Origin of the sequence: Flavobacterium agri (assembly GCF_013401995.1) — a bacterium.
Taxonomy (GTDB): domain Bacteria; phylum Bacteroidota; class Bacteroidia; order Flavobacteriales; family Flavobacteriaceae; genus Flavobacterium; species Flavobacterium agri.
This window is the reverse complement of the sequence record NZ_JACBJI010000003.1, coordinates 281,973-303,307: the sequence shown is the minus strand read 5'-3', so window position 1 is coordinate 303,307 and position 21,335 is coordinate 281,973. Positions and strand designations below refer to the sequence as shown.

The following is a 21,335-nucleotide window of genomic DNA, read 5'->3' as shown; positions in this document are numbered from 1 at the left end:
AGACATTCTGTTTATCATCGACCATCAAAATAAATTGATGAATTAATTATAGACCTACCAGAAGATACGATTCCGTCTGTCATCTATTCGTCTATCATCCATCATCTAAAAATAAAAAAATGGAACACGACCTCGCAAAATGGCTATCCGGTGAAATGAACGAGAGCGAACTGGCCGCCTTCCGCAATTCGCCCGAATACAACGACTACGAACGCATCGCCCGCCTGAGCCGTGGCTTCAAGACGCAAAGTTTCGACGAGGACGCGATGCTGGCGCGCGTCACTTCACTTCCGAAAAAAGAAAAAGAACCCAAAGTGATACCGTTTTACCGTTCGACGATTTTCAGGGCAGCGGCGATTTTCATAATCGGATTGGGCCTATTTTTGACATTCCGTCCCGAATCGGACATCATCGAAAAGGCAGCTTCGGGAAAGATGGCTTCGATCGTTTTGCCCGACGCATCACAAGTCGAACTTAATTCGGGTTCCGAAATCACGTACGACAAATCGTCTTGGTACGACCACCGCGAATTGACGCTTAAAGGGGAAGCCTATTTCAAAGTTGCAAAAGGCCAGATATTCGACGTGAACACCGATTTGGGCAAAGTGACCGTCGTCGGTACGCGATTCAACGTAAAAGCGCGCGAGAAAAGGTTTGAGGTCGAATGTTATGAAGGAAAGGTAAAAGTCCGCACGAACGGATCCGAAACCATGCTCACTCCGGGAATGATGGTCATCTTTGAAAACGGCCAACCAAAAGGCACGCCGATTTTACTCGAAACCCAACCCGAGTGGACAAAAGGGGAAATCCGTTTCGTTTCGGCCTCCCTCGAACAGGTCGTGGCCGAATTGGAAAGGCGTTTCGACGTGAAAATCGAACTTAAAGCCAAATCAAGCGAAACCGTAACGGGCACTTTTTCGGGTTCCGATATCAATGCGACGTTGCAGCCGATTTGCCAATTTTATAAATTGAATGCCAAAACCCAAAACAACGTCGTGATTTTGTCTGCCGATGAATAAAATCTTTACCACGATCTTTTTATTGCTTTTTTCTTTCGGACTTTTCGCCCAAAACGCAAAGCCCGAACCGTTGCGCGACATTTTGAACCGAATCGAGAAGCAACACAACGTCAGTTTTGCATTTTTGGATTCGGATGTCGCCAAAATCAGGATCGTTGCGCCTCCGCCCGATTCCGACCTCAAACAAAAAATTGAATACATCGGTCAGCTCACAGGGCTGGCTTTCGCGTTTTCGGACGACTCGCACATCACCATCACCAAAACCGACGAGAATGCCGAAATGATGACCGACACGCTTTCCGAGCAACTCAAGGAAGTCGTGATCAACCACTACCTCGCGCGCGGCATCGTCAAGAATTCGGATGCTTCGCTTAGGATTTCCCCTCAAAAATTCGGGTTGCTTCCCGGGCTTACCGAAGCGGACGTTTTGCAGACGATGCAACAGCTTCCGGGCGTGTTGAGCGTAGACGAGACGATTTCGAACATCAACGTACGCGGCGGTACGCACGACCAGAACTTGTTCTTATGGAACGGCATCCGGATGTTCCAGACGGGGCATTTTTTTGGGTTGGTTTCGGTGTTCAGCCCTCAAATCCCGCAGCAGATCGACGTTTATAAGAACGGCACGCCCTCGTTGTTTGGCGAAGGCGTTTCTTCTACGGTGAACATTTTCACCAAAGCGCCCGATTCCACACGCGTGGGTTTTGCGGCCAATATGATAAGCGCTGAAGTCTTCGGGCAATTCAAGCTCGGCAAAAAATCGGGGCTTACGGTTTCGGGCCGTCGCTCTATCACCGATTGGATCGACACGCCTACGTATCGCGAATATTCCGACAGGATTTTCCAAAATACGCACGTGACCGACCTGCAGAGCAATGAAACCGTGCGTTATGGCGTCGACAAGGATTTTTACTTTTACGATTTTTCGGTTCGGTACGATCAGGCCGTCGGAAAAAAAAGCAAGTTCTCGATTTCGGGAATCGGCATGTTCAACGAATTGGACGTGTTGCAAAAAAAAGTCGATTCGGGTCAGATGAGCGCGAAAAGCAGCCGTCTCGACCAGCAGAACTTCGGGGTTTCGCTCGATTGGAAAACGCGTTGGAACGACCGGAATTCGACTTCGGTCAACGCTTATTTCTCGCATTACGACTTGCGCGCGATGAACCGTTCGGTAGAAAACGACCAACGCCTTGACCAGGAAAACAAGGTACTCGATACGGGTTTGCGGCTTTCGAACTTCCATCGTTTATCCGACAAGCTGACGTTTGAAAACGGCTATCAGTACAACGAGACCGGAATCGCGAATTACGACAACATCGACAATCCCGAATACAACCGTCGCGACAAGACCGTATTGCGCAACCACGCGCTTGAAGGCCAATTAGGTTATCGCTCTGTCGATGGAAAATTTTGGATACAACCCGGACTTCGCTTCAATTATTACGACCGCTTCGGCAAATTCAGGCTTGAGCCTCGTCTGCAATCGAGTTTCAAGCTTTCGGACAATTTGCGTTTCGAAGCGCTCGCCGAATCGAAAAGCCAGACCGCATCCCAAATCATCGATCTGCAACAGGATTTCCTCGGGCTTGAAAAGAGACGTTGGGTCGCTTCGAACGATGGTTCGGTACCGATACAAAAGAGTTTCCAGTCATCGATCGGATTCACGTACGACAATTCGGGCTGGCTTTTTACCGTCGATGGTTTCTACAAAACGGTCAAAGGCATTCCGAGCGCGAGCCAGTCGTTCCAGAACCAGCTCGAATTCGTGCGCATCAACGGCGATTACAAGGTTTGGGGAAGCGAGGTTTTGGCCCAGAAATCGTTTTTTGAAAACTGGCGCGCCTGGATTTCGTATAGTTTCAACCGCAACGAGTACACGTTTGATGCGCTCACGCCTCCCGATTTTGCGAACAATTTCGAAATCGTACACGCGTTCGCAGGCGCCTTGAGCTACGAAAGCCAACGTCTGAAAGCCTCGCTCGGTGCGCGTTGGTATACCGGAAAACCGCAAACGACGCCACTTGCAGGTCAATCGATCCCGAATTTCGGACAAATTCAATACAACGATCCGAACAATGCCAATCTCGACGATTACTTCCAATCGAATTTCTCGGCGGCTTATTTATGGGCAGTTTCTAAAAAATCTACGCTTTCACTAGGCGTTTCGGTTTTGAACCTTTTCGACAACCGAAATATCATCAACCGCTATTACAGACGCAACGACGACAATTCTATCGAGCGCGTGAATACGTATTCTTTGGGCAGGACGTTGAACTTGAGCCTCAAAATGGTGTTTTGAATTAAGCCACGAATCGCACGAATGTTCACCAATTTATTTGTGTAATTCGTGGCTTAAAAAACAAAAAAGACCTCCCGTTTCCGAAAGGCCTCTATTTGAAATTTACTTAACTAACTACTCAAATATCGAGTAAAAAAACCGGTCGGCAAAACGATTAAGAAAATTATAAGAATTTCCTGTTAATATTTTTGCACCAGGCTGTTTGTCAGCTATATCTTATTCAGGATCATCACACCACTTGCGCCGTCCTGATCGATGAACCTCAAGAAGATTTGGTTGTTCACCATTTTCTGGATAATCCAGTTTTGGCCAAGAAACGCGAACTCACCGGTTTCTGAAAAACGCAAATGAAACCCGAGATGCCCATAACTCCACGAAGCTTGCTCAGGAATCGAGAAAGTCGTCGTTTCTTGAGAGGACGCATTCGCAAAAGTCACGGTGTTCGGATCTGAGAACGTAAAACGATAGTCGTCGTATACATCGTTCAGGTTTTGATTGGGTTCGCCCGCTTCATTGATGATCAACGAACCGATTTCCCATTGACTCGCAAGCAAGGCTTCGCGTACTTTTTTAGAAGTAGTTCCCGACGCATTGCCGTCGTCGCTTGAACAAGAAGAAAAACCGATCGAAAGGAATCCAACCAGCATTAAAGAGATAATTTTTTTCATGATTGATGATTTAGATGAATTCCGAAATTATAAAATTATCGATCACAGCATTTTGATTTAAGAAAATTATAGGAAAAACCACATAAAAAAAACCAGCCTTTTCAGACTGGTTTTTCATTCAGAGAGATCCAAAACTAATTGGCATTGCGTTCAAAAGTAAGGTAATCGGTTCCGCCGTCTCCTCCGCTCACGTGGCGCAGACGCACTTTATTGCCGGTTCGCTCGATCGGGTCCCAATCTTCGGTAAGTTCGGTGAACGTCTCCGGTTCGGCGAACATGATGTAGAAATCGGGATTCGAGCTGTCGACGCTGTCATCGCTGTCGTCATCGTCTTCTGTAATCGTCCAGATTCCGCTATACGTATTCGTGCCGTTGGTAGCCGAAACTGTGTTGTTGTCGTCGAACGTGAAGTTGTAGCCCGTAAAATCGGAAGTGTGGTCGATGCCGTCTTCGGTAAACGAAGTCACGCGCCAGGTTTGGTTCGTAATCGTGTTCGTGAGTGCCTGTACGGTGATGTTGGCGTTGTTTCCGTTGTCGTCGTCCGAACAGCTCGTCAGGGCAAGCGCTGCCGCAAAAATCGAAAAGATTCCTTTTTTCATTGTGTGTTGCTTTAGGTTAATCATGTTAGTCTAGAAACAACGAGCGTTGTAGAGGAAAAAGTATGGTGCGGAATCGATTTTAAGAAATTTTTTGATAATGTGCTAAAGTGCTAAGGTGCTCCTGTGCAAGAGAAAATCTATCTAAAAAATTCAGATTCAAGTCTTAAGCAAGCCGACTGGTTTCGCACTCAAAAAGTACAGATTGAGTTTTTTTTAACTTTCGCACTTGAGCACCTCGGCACTCAAAATTGAAAGTAAATAAACGGTTGCGGACCACTCGTGGCCGTCGCATACACGACCCAATACGTAAGCGCAAGTACCAGCGCCTTGCCCGGAACCGGCATTTTGTCGAAAGCCGATTTGAGAAAATCGATCCATTTCATCGGAAGGAAATGCCACAGGTAGCCAATCAGCATCACGATAAACACGTTGCGGTAACCCGCCAAGATCGTAAGCCATTCGTTCGGATGGAACTTGATGAGACCGATATTCCGGATGACTTCGAATGCCGTCGTAAAGTCTTTCGCGCGGAAGAAAATCCAACAGAAAACCACGAAATGGAACGTGAGCAAAATCTTGAAACCGTGCACGAACCAATTTTTCGGCCAATGGATAAGTCCTTTGAACAAACGTTCGACGACGAGCGCCATTCCGTGCAGACAGCCCCAAATCACGAATTTCCACGAAGCGCCGTGCCACAATCCGCCGAGAAGCATCGTAAGGAAAAGATTGAGATACGTCCGGAATTTGCCTTTTCGGTTTCCGCCAAGAGAAATGTATAGGTAATCGCGCAGCCACGTCGAAAGCGAAATATGCCAACGTCTCCAGAATTCAGTGACGGACGCAGATTTGTAAGGCGTTCGGAAGTTCGTCGACAATCTAAAACCCATGAGCATCGCAATACCGATCGCCATGTCCGAATAGCCCGAAAAGTCACAGTAAATCTGGATCGTATAGCCGTAAGACGCCATCAGGTTCTCGAAAGGCGTGTATAAATTCGGCTGGTCGAAAACACGGTCGACGAAATTGACCGAAATGTAATCGGAAATCACGGTTTTCTTGAGCAATCCGCCGATGATGAGGAACAAAGCATAATTGACTTCCTCGCGTGAAAGCGTAATCTTCTTGTAAATCTGAGGCAGGAATTCTGAAGCGCGAACGATCGGACCGGCCACCAATTGCGGGAAAAACGACACGAAAAACATGTAATCGAGAATGTTTTTGGTCGGTTGCAGCTCTTTTCTGTAAATATCGATGATGTAGCTCATCGACTGGAACGTATAGAACGAAATCCCTACGGGCAAAATGATGTCGTGGAACGCCACGTTGCCGCTGAAAATCCCGTTGTAGTTGTCGATCAAGAAGTTCGTGTACTTGAAATAGCCCAGGAACGCCAGGTTGAGCACGACCGACAATACCAGATAGAATTTGCGGTACGCCTGGACCGTTTCGTTATACAACAGTTTCGCGAGGTTGTAATCGGTTATGCCCGAAACCAGCAACAAACAAAAATACAATCCGCTCGATTTGTAATAGAAAAACAGCGAGAACGCGAACACGTACAAGTTGCGGATCGCATGCGTTTTCGATTTGAGCGTAAAGATGTAAATCGGATAGAAAATCAGGAACATGCCCAAAAACAAAGGCGTGTTGAACAAAATCGGTTCCTTCTTGTTGAACGTGAACCAACTTTGGTAGTTGTCTAAAATCCAGTGTTGAATGTCGACCAAATCCATCATTTGCCAGCCGCCTTAAAATCCTGATATCCTTTCAAAATTGCTTCCGATAACAATTTCCCCATTTTGTAATAACCTTCGTGCGTGTAGTGTACGCGATCGCCTCCGATGATGCCTTTCTTGGCGTTGCGGCCTACTCCGTACAATCCGCCGAGTTGGGAATACAAATCCCAGGCGGTATAGTTTTTCGAATCGGCACCGTTAATGATTTTCTGCGCGTAATCGGCAGCGAACGTATTCGGATAACGCCTTCTGAACAACGAGGGCGGCGGCGTCAACACCAGAATATCGACATTCGGGTTTTCTTTTTTGAGGCTCGCGATGAACTGATCCATTTGCGCGATATACGCCTCTCCGGACATTTTGTCGAACGACTCGTTCGTGCCCAGCGATAGGATGATCAAGTCCGGATTCAATGCTTTGAGTTCGGAAAAGAACGAAGGATATTTATTGTAATCCGAAAACTTCGATCCGTTCACGCCTATCGAATGATAAATGATTCCCGGAAGGTTGTTTTCGAGCACGACACCGTTCAAAGCCACGTCGAAAGCGCCTTCGGACGGAATCAGGTAAATCTGTTCGAGCGGTTTTTCGGATCGATAGTAATGCGAAAGCTCGTCTTCCTGCATCGGCAACGGCAAGAATTCGGAACGATATATTTTCTTCGGTTCTCTTTCGTTGGTCGGGATTTTCAAGGTTTTGCCTGCGCGGATGCGGTCCGACTTCAATCCGTTCTCTTTTTTAAGGGCCGAAATCGAAATGTCGTATTTGTTCGCGATCGATCCCAAAACTTCGCCGTTCTTGATGCGGTGCGTGATTTTTTTGGGCACGTTCGATTCCATCACGATCGTCTTTTTCGCGGTCGCCACATCGAACAACGGACGATTCTGAGGCGTGATCACACGGATCAGGTTGAAGGCGTTATCCGCAACTTTCGCATCGAACTCAATCGCGAATTCACGCGCGTTCGTGGTCAATCCGATACCGCTCAAACCAACAGGGAAATCGGGATTTACCGAATTGATGTTACGCCAGCCGCTCCATTTTACGTTCGACGTGAATTTGTAATCGGACGAGCCGTTCGTGCCGGCCAAACGATGCGGGAACACGAATCCGCGGCCGCCGTTGCCGAAAGCCGCCTGCAGATCCTGTCGCGTGCGGTGCGAAAACAAATCGGCCTGTATGTGCGAATCGCCAATGTGCACGATATTGATCTTGCGGTTGCGCTTCGACTCCAGATCGGCGAGCTTTTTATAAAAAGACGCTATGGAATTCGTGTTCTGGAAACGGTTGTCGGGAATCGGCACTTCGAGCGTATCGGCATCGACAAAGGCCGAATCGACCGCTACCGCCGTGGAATCGTCCTGGGCAAACAACTCAAAGCTGCCCATGAACAAAAGAATGAGCAGGAATCTAATTCGCATCTAATGAATCGGTTTTTCGTTTGAGGCTGTCGGTCGGGGAAGCCACAGGTTTTTTATCGGCGCGCAGTTTTTTGAACTGTTCGTATCCTTGTTTGATCTGTCCGTAAATCAGGCTTGCGAAACGTTTGGCACCTTTGAAATTCGGGTGTGTGTAATCTTTTCCGGCCATCGCGGGTTCTTCTTCTACCCATTTGACCATCGATCCGTTTCCGCCCATGAGCTGGTACAGGTTCACGAATCCCGATTTGGTGTTGAGCGCGTATCGTTTCTGTGCTTTCGTCAACGGAACTACGGCCGAATCGGTGCGCATTTCAAGATCGTATTTCGTGGCTTTGTCGGCTGTGGAAATAATCAAGACGGCCGCTCCCGGAAAGCATTCGTGAATTTTGTTCACGGTTTTGGTCATCGCGCGCTCGTACCATTTGTAGTCGAGCGTGCCGTAATTGAGCACGTTGGTTCCGTAATGCAGCACGATAAGGTCGTATCCGAGCTTGTCCTGGAACGCGTTCATCAAAGGCACGTTGAATTTAGAGATCGGGATGCCTGAATTTCCTCTCTGCGAGAAATTATCGACATGGACGCCTTTCCCATCGTCGAAATTGAATCCGTAAACCGGAATAGAATCGGCTTGATGGAAATCGACCTTAATGCCTTTGAGCGCGCCGTTTGAAAGCGTGATCGTGTTCAAAGTGGCCGAAGTCGACATTTTCTTGCGGATCGTGTCTTTGCCCGAAACGTAAGCGACGACGCCTTTCTTATTGCCCGAACTTCCGAAGAAAACCGTCGGATTGTCGAGTTCCTGGTTGAATTTGCCTTTTCCGGTCTTGAATTTCACCCATTCGGTACGCGCCGTATCGTTGGCGAAAAACACGTGTCCGTTTACGCCGAAAGAGCGTTTTGGCCATTTCACGTTCAGATACGACTGGGATTTCCAGTTGCCTGAATATTCGTGTTTGATCGAATTCCGCGACGCAGCGGATTCGGACGTGATCGGCACGAAACCTACGCCTCGCCCGCCGAATTGCTCCTGCATCGATGTACGCAAATCCTGTACGATCATGTCGCCGTCGGTCATCGAATCGCCGTAATACGCGATGCGCACGTTGCCTTTTCCGGTGGTTTCGAGTTGGTACAGCTTTTCGAAAAACGAGATCAGGTATTGGTCACCTTTGTAATTTTCGAATGTTTCTTCGGGAAATTGGATGCCGTCGGTCGGATAATACACGACAGGCTGGTTCGACATCCCTTCTCCGTCTTGCGCATCGGCATCGCCTTTAAGCGAATCGAGCGCGGCTTGTTTCTTTTCTTCTTCGAATGCGTCGATCAACATCGAATCGATCAAAACGTTTTTGGTCGTTCCGGCTTTATCGGAAAAGATTTTGTTTGGAAGTACTCTTTTTATTCCTAAAAAGAAAACGGCTGATAGCAAAACAATCAGGAAGGAGGAAAAGAAATACGATTTAGAATTTTCCAATTATAAATTATGAATTATGAATTATGAATTGCGTTTCGTGGACAGAATGATGCTACGGATGATCCGCAGGATTTCTGTTGCTTCTGTATGCAATTCATCAAACTCAGTTTTACCAATAAAATCTGTAGCCTTCATCAACTCCAACCAGTAAATAGTTTCATCACTTTCTTTTTGGGCTATTGCCAATTTATGGATAAAATCGGCTTTGCTTTGAGCATTGATCGCTTCCCGAACGTTAGCTCCTATTGAAGTTCCGGATCTCATCAATTGTTTGCTTAGGACAAACTCTTTTTTCTCATCGGAAATTTTTCTGCAAGCCTTCACTACTTTGACCGCAAAAGAAAAACTCTTTTCTCTAACTACATTGTCTCCCATTACCATTACCCTTATTCATAATTCATAATTTATAATTATCAATTACATTCTTTCAGGAACGGCAATTCCCAACAATCCAAAACCTGCTTCGATCGTATCGGCGACTTTTTTCGACAATTGCGTACGGAAGACTTTTTCGTTTTCGTTTTCAGCACCCAAAATCGGGACGACCTGATAAAACGAATTGTATTCCTTGACCAGATCGTACGTGAAATTCGCGACCAACGCCGGGCTGTGGTTTTGGGCCGCTTCCTGGATCACGGACGGGAAAGTCGAGACGAGCTTGAGCAATTCCTTTTCCTTTTCGTGCAGATCGATCGTAGTGATCGGTCGAGAATAATCGAAATCTGCTTTTCTCAAGATCGAACGGATACGCGCATACGTGTATTGGATAAACGGACCTGTGTTGCCCGCGAAATCTACAGATTCCTCGGGATTGAACAGGATGCGTTTCTTCGGATCTACTTTTAGGATGTAATATTTGAGTGCGCCGAGCCCGATAATCGTATAAAGACGTTTTTTTTCTTCATCGGAATACCCGTCGAGCTTTCCGAGTTCTTCGGATATTTTTTGGGCGGTTTCGCTCATGTCGTCCATCAAATCGTCGGCGTCGACGACCGTTCCTTCGCGGCTTTTCATTTTTCCCGAAGGCAAATCGACCATTCCGTATGACAAATGATAGAGATTGTCGGCCCAATCGAAACCGAGTTTTTTAAGGATCAGGAACAACACCTTGAAATGGTAATCCTGCTCGTTTCCTACGGTGTACACCATTCCGCCTACGTCCGGGAAATCTTTGACACGCTGGATTGCGGTTCCGATGTCTTGCGTCATATAAACCGCGGTTCCGTCTGAACGCAATACGATTTTGCGGTCGAGTCCGTCTTCGGTGAGATCGATCCAGACCGAACCGTCTGGGTCTTTTACGAAAACGCCTTTCTCGAGACCGAGTTGCACGACTTCCTTACCCAAAAGATAGGTGTTGGATTCGTAGTAATATTTGTCGAAATCGACGCCAAGCCTTTTATACGTCTCGCCGAAACCGTCGTAAACCCATTGGTTCATTTTTTGCCAAAGCGCCATGACTTCGGGTTTTCCGGCTTCCCAGTCGCGCAGCATGCTTTGAGCTTCGAGAAGAATCGGGGCTTGTTTTTTGGCTTCGTCTTCCGATTTTCCTTGAGACTTGAGCGCATCGATCTGCTTTTTGTATTCCTTGTCGAACTCGACGTAATATTTACCGACAAGCTTATCGCCTTTCAATCCTGACATTTCGGGTGTTTCGGCATTTCCGAATTTATCCCACGCGAGCATCGATTTGCAGATATGGATTCCCCTGTCGTTGATGATTTGGGTCTTGTAGACTTTGTTTCCGGCGGCTTTGAGGATTTCGGCTACGGAATATCCGAGAAGGTTGTTCCTGACGTGGCCCAGGTGAAGCGGTTTGTTCGTGTTCGGGGACGAATATTCGACCATTACGGCTTTCCCATCCGCGGAAGCGCTTACGAAACCGAATCTGGCGTCGTCTTTCACTTTAGCGAAAAAGTCGAGGTAGAAACCATCGGAGATCACGATGTTCAAAAAGCCTTGTACGACGTTGAACGCCTTGACTTGAGCAACATTGTTTTTCAAATATTCACCGATCGCATTCCCGATTTGGGCCGGATTGCCTTTGATTTGCTTTAAAAGCGGAAAAACGACGAGCGTGACGTCACCTTCGAAATCGCGTCGCGTGGCCTGGAACTCAAAGTGTTCGACGGCAACTCCGTACAGCTCGCTCACGGCTGCCTGCACGGCTGGCAAAAGGATTTCGTTTGGTGTCATTTTTACTGTGTTTTTTAGGCGTGCAAAGATAGGTAAATTATCGGTTCGGAATAAAGCTCGACTAAAATCGCGACGGACAATCTTGCAGAGAAGTGCAGTTCGTCGATTAAAAGACCTGTCATCGATACCAATCTTAAAAAAGTCGCATTCCGTGATAAAAAATACGTTGACGGCATTTCGCATGAACGCGTGTGCCTGACTTTTTCTCACAACGGACGAAAAACAGACAAAAAGATCTTTTCCATCACGTATTCAGGCAGTTCGGTAAAAAAATACGAAAAGGTTTTCGAAAAGTAAAATTGTAGGAAAATATCCAATGTATATATCAAAATCGTGCATTTCATCGACTTTATTTGCGTTTAATCGATGTTTGAGGTAATCTTTGCAGTGTCAAAACAATTCAAATAAAAAACATTCGGCAGCTTCCCTAAAGCTTTATGTTATGAAAAAATTCCTACTCATTTTAACTGTTGCGTTTTCTTTTCCAGTATTCGCACAGTCGATCACGGTGAACACCAATTCCTATTCGGTGCCCCAACTCGTAAACAACGTGTTGATCAATTCCCCTTGCGTGGAGGCGAACAACATTACGTGGAGCACGGGTACGAATTTCGGTTCGACGAACGGGATCGGTTATTTCCAGAACACAAATCCTAATTTCCCGATGCAGGCAGGTGTGATCCTAAGTACTGGCGACGCCTTGCATTCTGTAGGCCCGAACACGAGCATGCTCAACGATGGTGCCGCGAACTGGCCGGGAGACCCTTCTCTCGAGACTACTTTGGCCCAAGCCGGCATCTCGATGAATTCGACCAATGCAACGGTCCTTGAATTTGATTTCACCCCTATTTCGCCCCAGTTTAATTTCGATTTCGTATTTGCTTCTGAAGAATACGGAAACTTTCAATGCCAATTCTCGGACGCGTTCGCCTTCCTACTGACGAACATGAACACGGGAGTTACGACCAACCTTGCCGTGGTTCCGAGTACGAACTTGCCGATTTCGGTGGTTACGATCCGCGACTTTTTGTACAATTCGTCTTGTCCTTCGGCGAACGCCCAGTATTTCGGGAGCTTCAACGGAGGATCGGCTGCGGCAGGTTCGGCCACCAATTTCAACGGACAGACGGTTTTGATGAACGCGAGCTCGACTTTGACGCCGAACACGCCTTACCACATCAAGCTTGTGATCGCCGACCGTACCGATGCGGAATCGGATTCGGCTATTTTCATCGCTTCGGACAGTTTCAACATCGGTCAACAGGTTTTGGGACTTGATCTGACTGTTGCCAACCACACGGCGATCTGCTTCGGACAGACTTATGTTTTGAGCTCTGGCTTGAATCCGGCGGAATATACATTCTCGTGGAAAAGAAACAACCTGATGATCCCAGGCGCTACAGGTCCGTCTATCAACGTGATCCAACCCGGAACATACAGCGTGACGTATGCGCCTATCACGAATTCGTGCCAGGCGACTACCGATTCGATCAACATCGAGTTCTATCCGGAATTTACGACACCTAACCCTACTACTTTATACAAGTGCGACACCGGTGCTGCCAGCTACTCCTACAATTTGGCGTTGAATACGCCTATCGTAACGGCTGGCCTTCCGTCGGGCACGACCGTGGCTTATTTTGCTTCGGAGGCTAATGCGAACAACAACGCAAGCCCGCTTCCGTCCAACTATTCAAGTCCTGGTAACCAAACGGTTTACGTTCGCATCAACAATCCTGCAACGGGTTGTTTTACGGTGAAACCTTTCCAGCTTTCGGTAACCAACGGTCCGACAATCACACAACCGCAAAATATCACGACTTGCGAAAGATCGCTGACACAACATTTCGCGACGATCAATCTCAACAATCAGACTGCGGGCATCCTTAACGGGCAATCTCCTGCATTGAACCTTGTAACGTACCACGCCACCCAAGCCGACGCCAATTCCGGCGCGAATCCTTACGGTGTAAATACTACGGCTACAAACGGACAGGTAATCTATGTTCGCGTACAGAACGTTTCGGATACTAATTGTTTCGTAACGACTTCGTTCACCGTTACTGTTTTGCCTTTGCCTGAGGTGGACGTTCTTGAAGATGTGATCGTGTGTGAGAACTACGTGTTGCCTGCGCTTACGAACGGAAATTATTTCACGGCTCCGGGCGGTACAGGCGACCCTCTTTTTGCTGGCGATGTCATTACCGAAACCCAAACCATTTACATTTTCAACCAACCGGGCGGACCGCCTAACTGTAGCTCTGCAAGCAATTTCAAGGTTACGATCGTCGATCCTTTGACAATGTCGCCAGGCGATGGCACCTATTGTGGCAGTTACACGGTTGGAACGCCGGAATACGGTGCGTTTTTCACACAGCCAGGAGGGCAAGGAAGCCCGATTCCAGCTGGTACGCAAATCACGTCGTCCCAAACGCTTTACTACTATTTCATTACCGAAGTAGCACCGTTTTGCGTGATCGACACCGATTTTGACGTGACCATCGTAAACAACGTGAACGTAGGTACTTTTGACAATGTATTTAACTGTACTTCTTATACACTTCCGACGCTTGCCGTAGGAAACTATTACACCCAACCTGGCGGACAAGGCGCAACGGTAGCCGCCGGAACTGTCGTGACCGCTACGACAACGTATTACGTGTTCGCCCAAACGGGAACAGCGGAATTCAGCTGTACTTCCGAAGATAGTTTCACGGTTTTCATCGGTATGGACGTGCCTTCGGATGTGAATCAGTGTGCGGGTTATCCGTTGCCTGCGCTTCCGATCGGAAATTATTATACAGGTCCAGGCGGAACAGGAACTTTGTTGCCTGCAGGAACGGTCATCGCGACGCCTCAAACCGTTTACATTTACGTGGCTGGAGGAACAGATTGCGACCCAGATCGCCACTTCAACCTCAACATTTCTCAGCCGCCGATCGATTCTGTGCCTAACCAAAGCGTTTGTGGCGGTTTCGTATTACCGGCTCTTACCAATGGCGAATATTTCACCGGAAGCGGCGGAACAGGCGACCAATTGAGCGCTGGCGATTTGATCACCACTACCCAGACGATATACATCTACAAGCAATTGAACGCAAGCTGCAGCAACCAGAACAGCTTTACGGTTACGATAAATCCGGCGCCGCCGATCGATTCGCGTTCGAACATCGACGTATGTAACTCATATACACTTACACCACTTGGCGTCGGGAATTATTACACCGGACCTGGCGGAACAGGCACCATGCTTCCTGCGGGAACGGTCATCACCGAAACTCAAGTGCTTTATATTTATGCACAAAGCACGCAAGCGCCTTTCTGTACGGCCGAAAACAGCTTCGAGATCAGTATTTTCTCTATTGAAGCCGATTCGCCAGCGCCGGTTACCGCTTGCGACAGCTATGTATTGCAACCGCTTACCGTGGGTAATTATTTCAAGAATTCGGGAGGACCGACGAACAATGCCGAAGGTGACGCTTTGTTTGCAGGAAACGTGATCACGGCATCGACTACGCTTTACATCTATACCGAATCGGGAGAGCGTATCAATTGTATCGATGAGAACCAATTCCAGATTACGATCAACAATTCGCCTCAATTGGCATCGATCGCCAACCAATTCGTTTGTAACTCTTATGAATTGCCGGTTCTAGCCCAAGGCGATTACTATACAGGACCGAACAAGACAGGCACACAGTTACACGCTGGAGATATTCTTACGACAAGCCAGACGGTTTACGTGTATGCTGAAACGGGAACGACTCCGAACTGTACCGATGAAGTCTCGTTCAACCTCACGATTTTCAACGTAGACGAATTGCCTGCGGTGACCACTTGCGAAAGTTACACGCTTCCGGCTTTGACCATCGGCAGTTATTACACCGGACCTGGCGGAACAGGAAACCACTTGAACGCCGGTGCGCACATTACCCAGACGGCTACGATTTACGTATATGCACACTCGCCTTTCAACCCGAGTTGTACGGATGAAAGCTCGTTCGTAGTGACGATTGTGCCTGAACCAGTCGCAAATGCAGTTCCAGCAGCCACGGCTACGACTTGCGACGAGGACGGAACCAACGACGGCCTTACCGCCTTCGACCTGAGCGCATTGACAGCAACGGTTTTGGGCAGCCAGACCGGATCTGAATTCTCTGTGACGTATCACGAGAGCATGTCCGACGCTACATCTGCACTCAACCCAGTGACGTCTACATCTTTGCCGAATGTTTTTGTAAGAGTCGTGAATTCTCTGGCTCCGAATTGTTTCGATGTACGCGCCATCGCACTTCACGTGAACAAATTGCCCGAACCTACACCTCAAGGCGGAATCATTTGTTTCGATTCGGAAACCCAGACGCTTTTGAACCCGTTCGTGATCCACAGCGGATTGAGTGCAAGCACCCATACGTTCCAATGGCTCAATGAAGCCGGCGATGTTGTAGGAACATCGAGCAATTATACAGCGGTCTTGCCCGGAGATTATACCGTTATCGCGGTCAGCAACGCTACGGGCTGTATCTCGATGCCGGTAACCGTTACCGTACAAGGTTCTGAACCTGCGGTAGTGACGTATCAGACCAGCCCCGATTTCAGCGATAATATGTCGATTACCATAACTGCCGTCGGAACGGGAGACTACGAATACCAATTGGACGAAGGCGCTTGGCAAGACAGCAACGTATTCGAGAACGTGACTTCGGGAACGCACATCGTGACCGTACGTGACAAGAACGGTTGCGGAACAGCACAGACAACCGCGCTCGTGGTGAATTATCCACATTTCTTCACTCCTAACGGCGATGGAGCGAACGACACCTGGAACATCAAGGATCTTAAAGCGCAATTGAATTCGAAAATCAGCATTTTTGACCGTTACGGAAAACTGCTCACGCAAATCACGCCTAACGGACAAGGTTGGGACGGAACGTACAACGGAAAAGTCATGCCTTCTACAGATTACTGGTTTACAGTAAACTATACCGAAGGCGGAAAAGACAAAGAATTCCGTGCCCACTTCTCGATGAAACGATAAAGTATCTCATATTGGATTTTCAAAGAGGTTCCGCGAGCACGGAACCTCTTTTTTTTTGAATTCCTTGTAACAATAGGCCTTCTGTTTAGTCTTATGCACACGACGCAACCTAATTAAATAAATGTTAAACTTTGCTAAAAATAGTACTATGTAATACAAACTAACTTCCAGTTGTATTACTTTTGCGTCATAATCATCAATCTAATCGAACAATGAAACTCAAATTACTATTGGTTTGCCTGTTGGCGACCTTGTTCTCTGCGCATGCCCAAAGCTTAGCTTCCCTTAGCGGAAAGGTCACCGACAAGGCGAATGGCGCTCCGCTTTCTTATGTCTCCGTAGTAGTCAAATTCGACGGAAAGGTCGTGACCGGGGGCATTACGGACGATGCCGGAAATTTCAACATCGAAAAGCTCGAACCCAAAACCTATCAGGTCGAAGTACAGTTCATGGGCTACAAAACCCATTCTCAGGAAGTAGCGCTCACAGCGGGACAAAAAGCGTCGTTGGGCACGATTTCGATTGCCGAAGACGCCGTCCAACTCAAGGAAGTCAACGTAGTGGCCGAACGTTCCACCATCGAACAGAAAATCGACCGCAAAGTCGTCAACGTCGGTAAAGACTTGACTACGGCAGGCGCGACGGCTTCCGAGATCATGAACAACATCCCGTCGGTAAACGTCGATCAGGACGGAAAAATATCGCTTCGCGGAAACGAGAACGTGCGCATCCTTATCGACGGCCGTCCGACGAATACCGATGCCGCGACGCTTCTCAAACAAATCCCGTCCACATCGATCAAAAAAATCGAACTGATCACGAATCCGAGCGCGAAATACAATCCCGAAGGTATGTCGGGTATCATCAACATCGTGTTGCACAAGAACGCGAACGACGGTTTCAACGCAAGCATCAATTCGGGTGTGACCGTTGCGCGTACGCCTAAATTCAACAGCTCGATGAACTGGAATTACCGCACCGGCAAAGTGAATTTCTTCGGAACATATGGCAACGATTTCAGCGAGCGTTTCAACGAAGGCGACATCCGCAGGCTCGACAACGGCACGCGCCAGGCCATCGACGTGATGAACGACAACAACTCGAACCTCGTGAAATTCGGTATCGATTATTACCTCAACGACAAGAACACGATTTCGGTGTACACCAACCAGAACATCTTCCATGGCGGGACGACGATCGTGACCGACATCAATTCGACAAACATCAACGAAGCCCAAATCCAGAAAGGCGATTACCGCGACAAGAACCACGAAGGCGCGTACAACATCGCGTACAAGCATCTTTTCGACAAGGAAGGACGCACGCTCGACATCGAATTGAACCACAATGCGGCCAAGAGCGACCAGAATGCGGATTATTTCAGCAATTACGACGATCCGTCGGTGATTGACACCGGATATAAGGATTCGACGTTGAACCACCGACAATTGACGACTTTGAACGCCGATTTCGTGACGCCTATCGGTGAAAAATCGACGCTTGAATTGGGTGTGGAAACCCGCTTCAACCGTTCACAAAACGACTATCACACCGAATTACCCGGAACAGCTTATTATTACTACAACTTCGACATTTATTCGGCTTATGCCACTTTCGGACAGAAACTCGGCAAATTCAGCTATCAGTTGGGCGCGCGTTTCGAAAGTTATAAGGTGGAAGCGATCCTGAACGGTGACGATGCGTACGAAGACGATTACATCACGCTTTACCCATCGGCTTCCCTTACCTACTCGCCTAGCGAAAACAACATGTTCCAGATGAGTTACAGCCGTCGCGTCGATCGTCCTGGATTGGATCAGACGAGCCCGATTAGGGAATTTTCGACGCCGCTTGTTACATCTGTAGGGAATCCGGAGCTCGATCCACAATTCACGAATTCGGTAGAAGTGAACTACACGCGTAAATTGGAAAAAGGTTCTGTGAGTGCGGGCGTTTTCTTGCGCAACATACAAGATGAGATCAACCGAATTTTGTACCCGGATCCCGACAACGAGAACAAGCAGATCATGACTTACGACAATTTCGACGACAATACGGCTTTCGGTTTCGAGGTTTCGGCCAACTACAAAATCACAAGATGGTGGGATGTACAGCCGGCCGTAGATTTCTCAAGTATCAAGCAACAAGGTTTGGTATCCTTGCGCAACGAAGACACGGGCGAATTCGAGTTTACGACCAAAAAAGTGACGGCTTCGGCTCTGAACGCGCGTTTGAACAGCAATTTCAAGGCGACCAAGAACTTGAGTTTCCTCGTTTTCGGATTCTACCGCAGTAAGGTGGACGGCATTCAGTTCAATCCGCAGGCGATGTACAAGGCTGATATCGGAGCACGTTATTCGTTCTTGAGCAACAAAGCCACGGTGAGCGTGCGTTGGAACGATATTTTCTACACGCAGCGCTTTCGTTTCGAAGGCGACAACCCGTATCCGCAAACGGGCCAGTTCCAATGGGAAAGCCAATCGGTTTACGTAGGCCTAAACTATATGTTCGGAGCCGGAAAAAACCGCGCGATGGAACGTAGGCAACGTGAAGACAATACTAAACAAGGCGGCGGGATGTTCTAAATGTCCTGCTTCAAAAAATAAATTTAGAAATTGAGTTAAAGAAATTTATTTTGTTTGGTGAGAACCCTGGGCGTAATGCACCCGGGGTTTGTTTTTTGTTTTGTTTTTCGTGATGCTTCCTTCACCAAAAAAATCAATCCCTTTTCACCACATCCCAATCATCGACGACATAGTTCCCCATAATCCCTTCGCGAACCGTAATTTCCAGATAATAGTCCTTCGGATCCTCATTCACGTATTTTTTGATGGTTTCCTTACTGACATTAAAACTTTCGCTTTCCCCTTTAAAATTAAAGTAAATACTATTGCTGCCTCTTGTCGAACGTTTTTTATGGAAATCCCAGATAGCGCATCTGAAGGTTTTTGCGGGTTTGTTTTGGGCTTCATTCAAATTGATGCGATCCCAAATGACATTCGCTATAAAACCTACGGTCGGATACAGGAAAACGATCGCCATCAGCGGCAACAATATAACCGCTGCAATTTTAGGAAGAATGCCGTCTTTAGGAAGATTGCCGTCTTCGGTAAAAATTTCCTTGAGCCAACCACGACAGACGATCGCAAGCACGACCATACCGACACTCAAAGGCAATGCTGTAAAATACAACAAGCGGTCGTAGTCTTTTCCGACAATCCAAGGCTCGGCAAAACAGGTATACAATAAAAATGCGATGGCAAAACCGACGTAAATCCTATATATCAGGTTTTCGCGTCTTTTTTCCGCAGTGGTTTTCTTCTTTTTTTTATTGGCTTGCTTGGTTTGTCTTCCCATTTTTTATGGATGGATTGTAATACGTGCATTGTCGGTCACCGATTCGAACAGTTCATCCATTTCGCTATTGGTAACCGCAATACAACCCGCCGTCCAATTCTTCAACCGATGGAATTTCCCGCGATAGCCGCGACCGTTTCTCAGTCCGTGTATTTTGATGTCGCCGCCTGCAGGCTTACCTAATGCTTCGGCATGCCTCAAATCGGATTCGTTCGGATATGAAATCCCGAGGTTTTTGTAGAATTTGCTGTTCGGATTACGCGCGTTGATTAGGTATGAACCTTCGGGCGTGCGGTTGTCTCCTTCAAATTCTTTACGTCCGCCAGGATTTTTGCCCAAAGCTATACGATAGGTTTTTAAAAGTTTGCCGTTTCCGAAAACATCCATTTTGCGCTTTGATTTCCAAACTTCGATAAAGTCGATACGCGCCTCTTTCGGCAGTTTTTTGGAAGGCCAGAAATAATACGCCAGCAAAGATCCTATGGTCACTAAAATCATAGGCCGCAGTTTTGTTTACCAACGGATGATCGCGCTTGCCCAAGTGAATCCCGACCCGAAAGCCGCGAGCACGACGAGGTCGCCTTCCTTGATTTTACCGGCTTCCCAAGCCTCGGTCAACGCTATCGGCACAGACGCGGCCGTGGTATTGCCGTATTTCTGGATATTGTTGAACACCTTGTCGTCCCCAAGCGCGAATTTCTGTTGGATGAATTGAGAGATGCGCAGGTTCGCCTGGTGCGGAATCAACATATCGATGTCGGAAACCTGAAGATCGTTTTTCTGAAGGCCTTCCATGATGACTTCCGAAAAACGCACTACGGCATTCTTGAATACGAACTGGCCGTTCATGTGCGGCAAATAGCTTTCGTCGTTCGGGTCGTTGTCGGCAATGATGTCACTGACCCAACGCCCGCCCATTCCCGGAGCGGTAACGGTCAATTCGAGTGCGTGTTCGCCTTCGGAATGCAGATGTGTCGAAAGGATTCCTTTGGTCGTATCTTCTTCGCGCGTCATCACGGCCGCTCCTGCTCCGTCGCCGAAAATTACCGAAACGGCGCGACCGCGATCGGTCATGTCCAAACCTAAAGAATGCACTTCGGAACCGATCACAAGCACGTTTTTGTACATGCCCGTCTTGATGTATTGGTCGGCGATAGAAACCGCGTATACGAATCCGGAACATTGATTTCTTACGTCCAACGCGCCAACGGTACGCAATCCGAGTTCTTTTTGCACCAAAACGCCCGGACCCGGAAAATAATAATCGGGACTCAACGTCGCGAAAATCACGAAGTCGATGTCTTCGGCTCCTACTTTTGCGCGTTCCATCGCAATACGTGCGGCTTTCACACCCATCGATGTGGTCGTGTCCTCGCCTTTTATGATGTGCCGTCTTTCTTGAATCCCCGTGCGCTCTTGAATCCAGGCGTCATTTGTATCCATGATTTTGGAAAGATCGTCGTTTGTGACCACGTTTTCAGGTACATAAAAACCGAGGCCCGATATTTTGGAATTGTACATATTT

Annotated in this window: 14 protein-coding genes; 4 read left to right on the top strand and 10 right to left on the bottom strand. The window is 47.7% G+C overall.

Annotation, left to right across the window (positions count from 1 at the left end):
* The first annotated feature begins 119 nt into the window (after positions 1 to 119).
* Together HZF10_RS08685 and HZF10_RS08680 are read left to right on the top strand one after the other, a co-directional pair.
* A complete protein-coding gene (locus HZF10_RS08685; RefSeq protein WP_176005801.1) occupies positions 120 to 1,019 on the top strand; it encodes a FecR family protein in 900 nt (299 codons plus the stop codon).
* Entirely contained in the window at positions 1,012 to 3,318 is a 2,307-nt protein-coding gene (locus HZF10_RS08680) for a TonB-dependent receptor plug domain-containing protein (protein ID WP_176005800.1), read from the top strand. Before HZF10_RS08685 ends, HZF10_RS08680 begins: the two co-directional genes overlap by 8 nt.
* A 209-nt stretch (positions 3,319 to 3,527) precedes the next feature.
* Here the strand turns inward: HZF10_RS08680 and HZF10_RS08675 are convergent, their stop codons facing one another.
* From HZF10_RS08675 to argS, 7 genes are all read right to left on the bottom strand, one after another.
* Complete coding sequence (locus tag HZF10_RS08675; protein WP_176005799.1) at positions 3,528 to 3,986, bottom strand: hypothetical protein; 459 nt, start codon at positions 3,984 to 3,986, stop codon at positions 3,528 to 3,530.
* A gap of 134 nt (positions 3,987 to 4,120) precedes the next feature.
* Positions 4,121 to 4,585, bottom strand: a complete 465-nt coding sequence (locus tag HZF10_RS08670; RefSeq protein ID WP_176005798.1) for an META domain-containing protein — start codon at positions 4,583 to 4,585, stop codon at positions 4,121 to 4,123.
* 242 nt (positions 4,586 to 4,827) lie between these two features.
* Positions 4,828 to 6,324 (bottom strand): MBOAT family O-acyltransferase, encoded by a 1,497-nt coding sequence (locus tag HZF10_RS08665; RefSeq protein WP_371315645.1) that lies wholly within the window; start codon positions 6,322 to 6,324, stop codon positions 4,828 to 4,830.
* Positions 6,321 to 7,745 carry a LysM peptidoglycan-binding domain-containing protein gene (locus HZF10_RS08660; protein ID WP_176005797.1) on the bottom strand — a complete coding sequence of 475 codons (1,425 nt, stop codon included), beginning with the start codon at positions 7,743 to 7,745 and terminating at the stop codon, positions 6,321 to 6,323. The genes HZF10_RS08665 and HZF10_RS08660 overlap by 4 nt, the downstream gene beginning before the upstream one ends.
* Complete coding sequence (locus HZF10_RS08655) at positions 7,735 to 9,087, bottom strand: SGNH/GDSL hydrolase family protein (protein WP_246282519.1); 1,353 nt, start codon at positions 9,085 to 9,087, stop codon at positions 7,735 to 7,737. The genes HZF10_RS08660 and HZF10_RS08655 overlap by 11 nt, the downstream gene beginning before the upstream one ends.
* A 153-nt stretch (positions 9,088 to 9,240) precedes the next feature.
* Positions 9,241 to 9,594 (bottom strand): four helix bundle protein, encoded by a 354-nt coding sequence (locus HZF10_RS08650; protein WP_176005795.1) that lies wholly within the window; start codon positions 9,592 to 9,594, stop codon positions 9,241 to 9,243.
* Between the two features lie 42 nt (positions 9,595 to 9,636).
* Positions 9,637 to 11,415 carry an arginine--tRNA ligase gene (argS, locus tag HZF10_RS08645; protein WP_176005794.1) on the bottom strand — a complete coding sequence of 593 codons (1,779 nt, stop codon included), beginning with the start codon at positions 11,413 to 11,415 and terminating at the stop codon, positions 9,637 to 9,639.
* A gap of 442 nt (positions 11,416 to 11,857) precedes the next feature.
* On the opposite strand from argS, the gene HZF10_RS08640 reads away from it, so the two are divergent.
* Both HZF10_RS08640 and HZF10_RS08635 read left to right on the top strand, forming a co-directional pair.
* Entirely contained in the window at positions 11,858 to 16,453 is a 4,596-nt protein-coding gene (locus HZF10_RS08640; RefSeq protein ID WP_176005793.1) for a T9SS type B sorting domain-containing protein, read from the top strand.
* Between the two features lie 212 nt (positions 16,454 to 16,665).
* On the top strand, positions 16,666 to 19,038 hold the full coding sequence (locus HZF10_RS08635) for a TonB-dependent receptor (RefSeq protein ID WP_176005792.1): 2,373 nt from the start codon (positions 16,666 to 16,668) through the stop codon (positions 19,036 to 19,038).
* Between the two features lie 133 nt (positions 19,039 to 19,171).
* Here HZF10_RS08635 and HZF10_RS08630 read toward each other — a convergent pair whose 3' ends face one another.
* The 3 genes from HZF10_RS08630 to HZF10_RS08620 are packed head-to-tail and all read right to left on the bottom strand — an operon-like array spanning position 19,172 to position 21,331.
* A complete protein-coding gene (locus HZF10_RS08630) occupies positions 19,172 to 19,810 on the bottom strand; it encodes a hypothetical protein (protein WP_176005791.1) in 639 nt (212 codons plus the stop codon).
* A 3-nt stretch (positions 19,811 to 19,813) separates the two neighbouring features.
* Complete coding sequence (locus HZF10_RS08625; RefSeq protein ID WP_176005790.1) at positions 19,814 to 20,308, bottom strand: L,D-transpeptidase family protein; 495 nt, start codon at positions 20,306 to 20,308, stop codon at positions 19,814 to 19,816.
* A gap of 15 nt (positions 20,309 to 20,323) precedes the next feature.
* Positions 20,324 to 21,331 (bottom strand): 3-oxoacyl-ACP synthase III family protein, encoded by a 1,008-nt coding sequence (locus tag HZF10_RS08620; protein ID WP_176005789.1) that lies wholly within the window; start codon positions 21,329 to 21,331, stop codon positions 20,324 to 20,326.
* Positions 21,332 to 21,335: the final 4 nt, after the last annotated feature.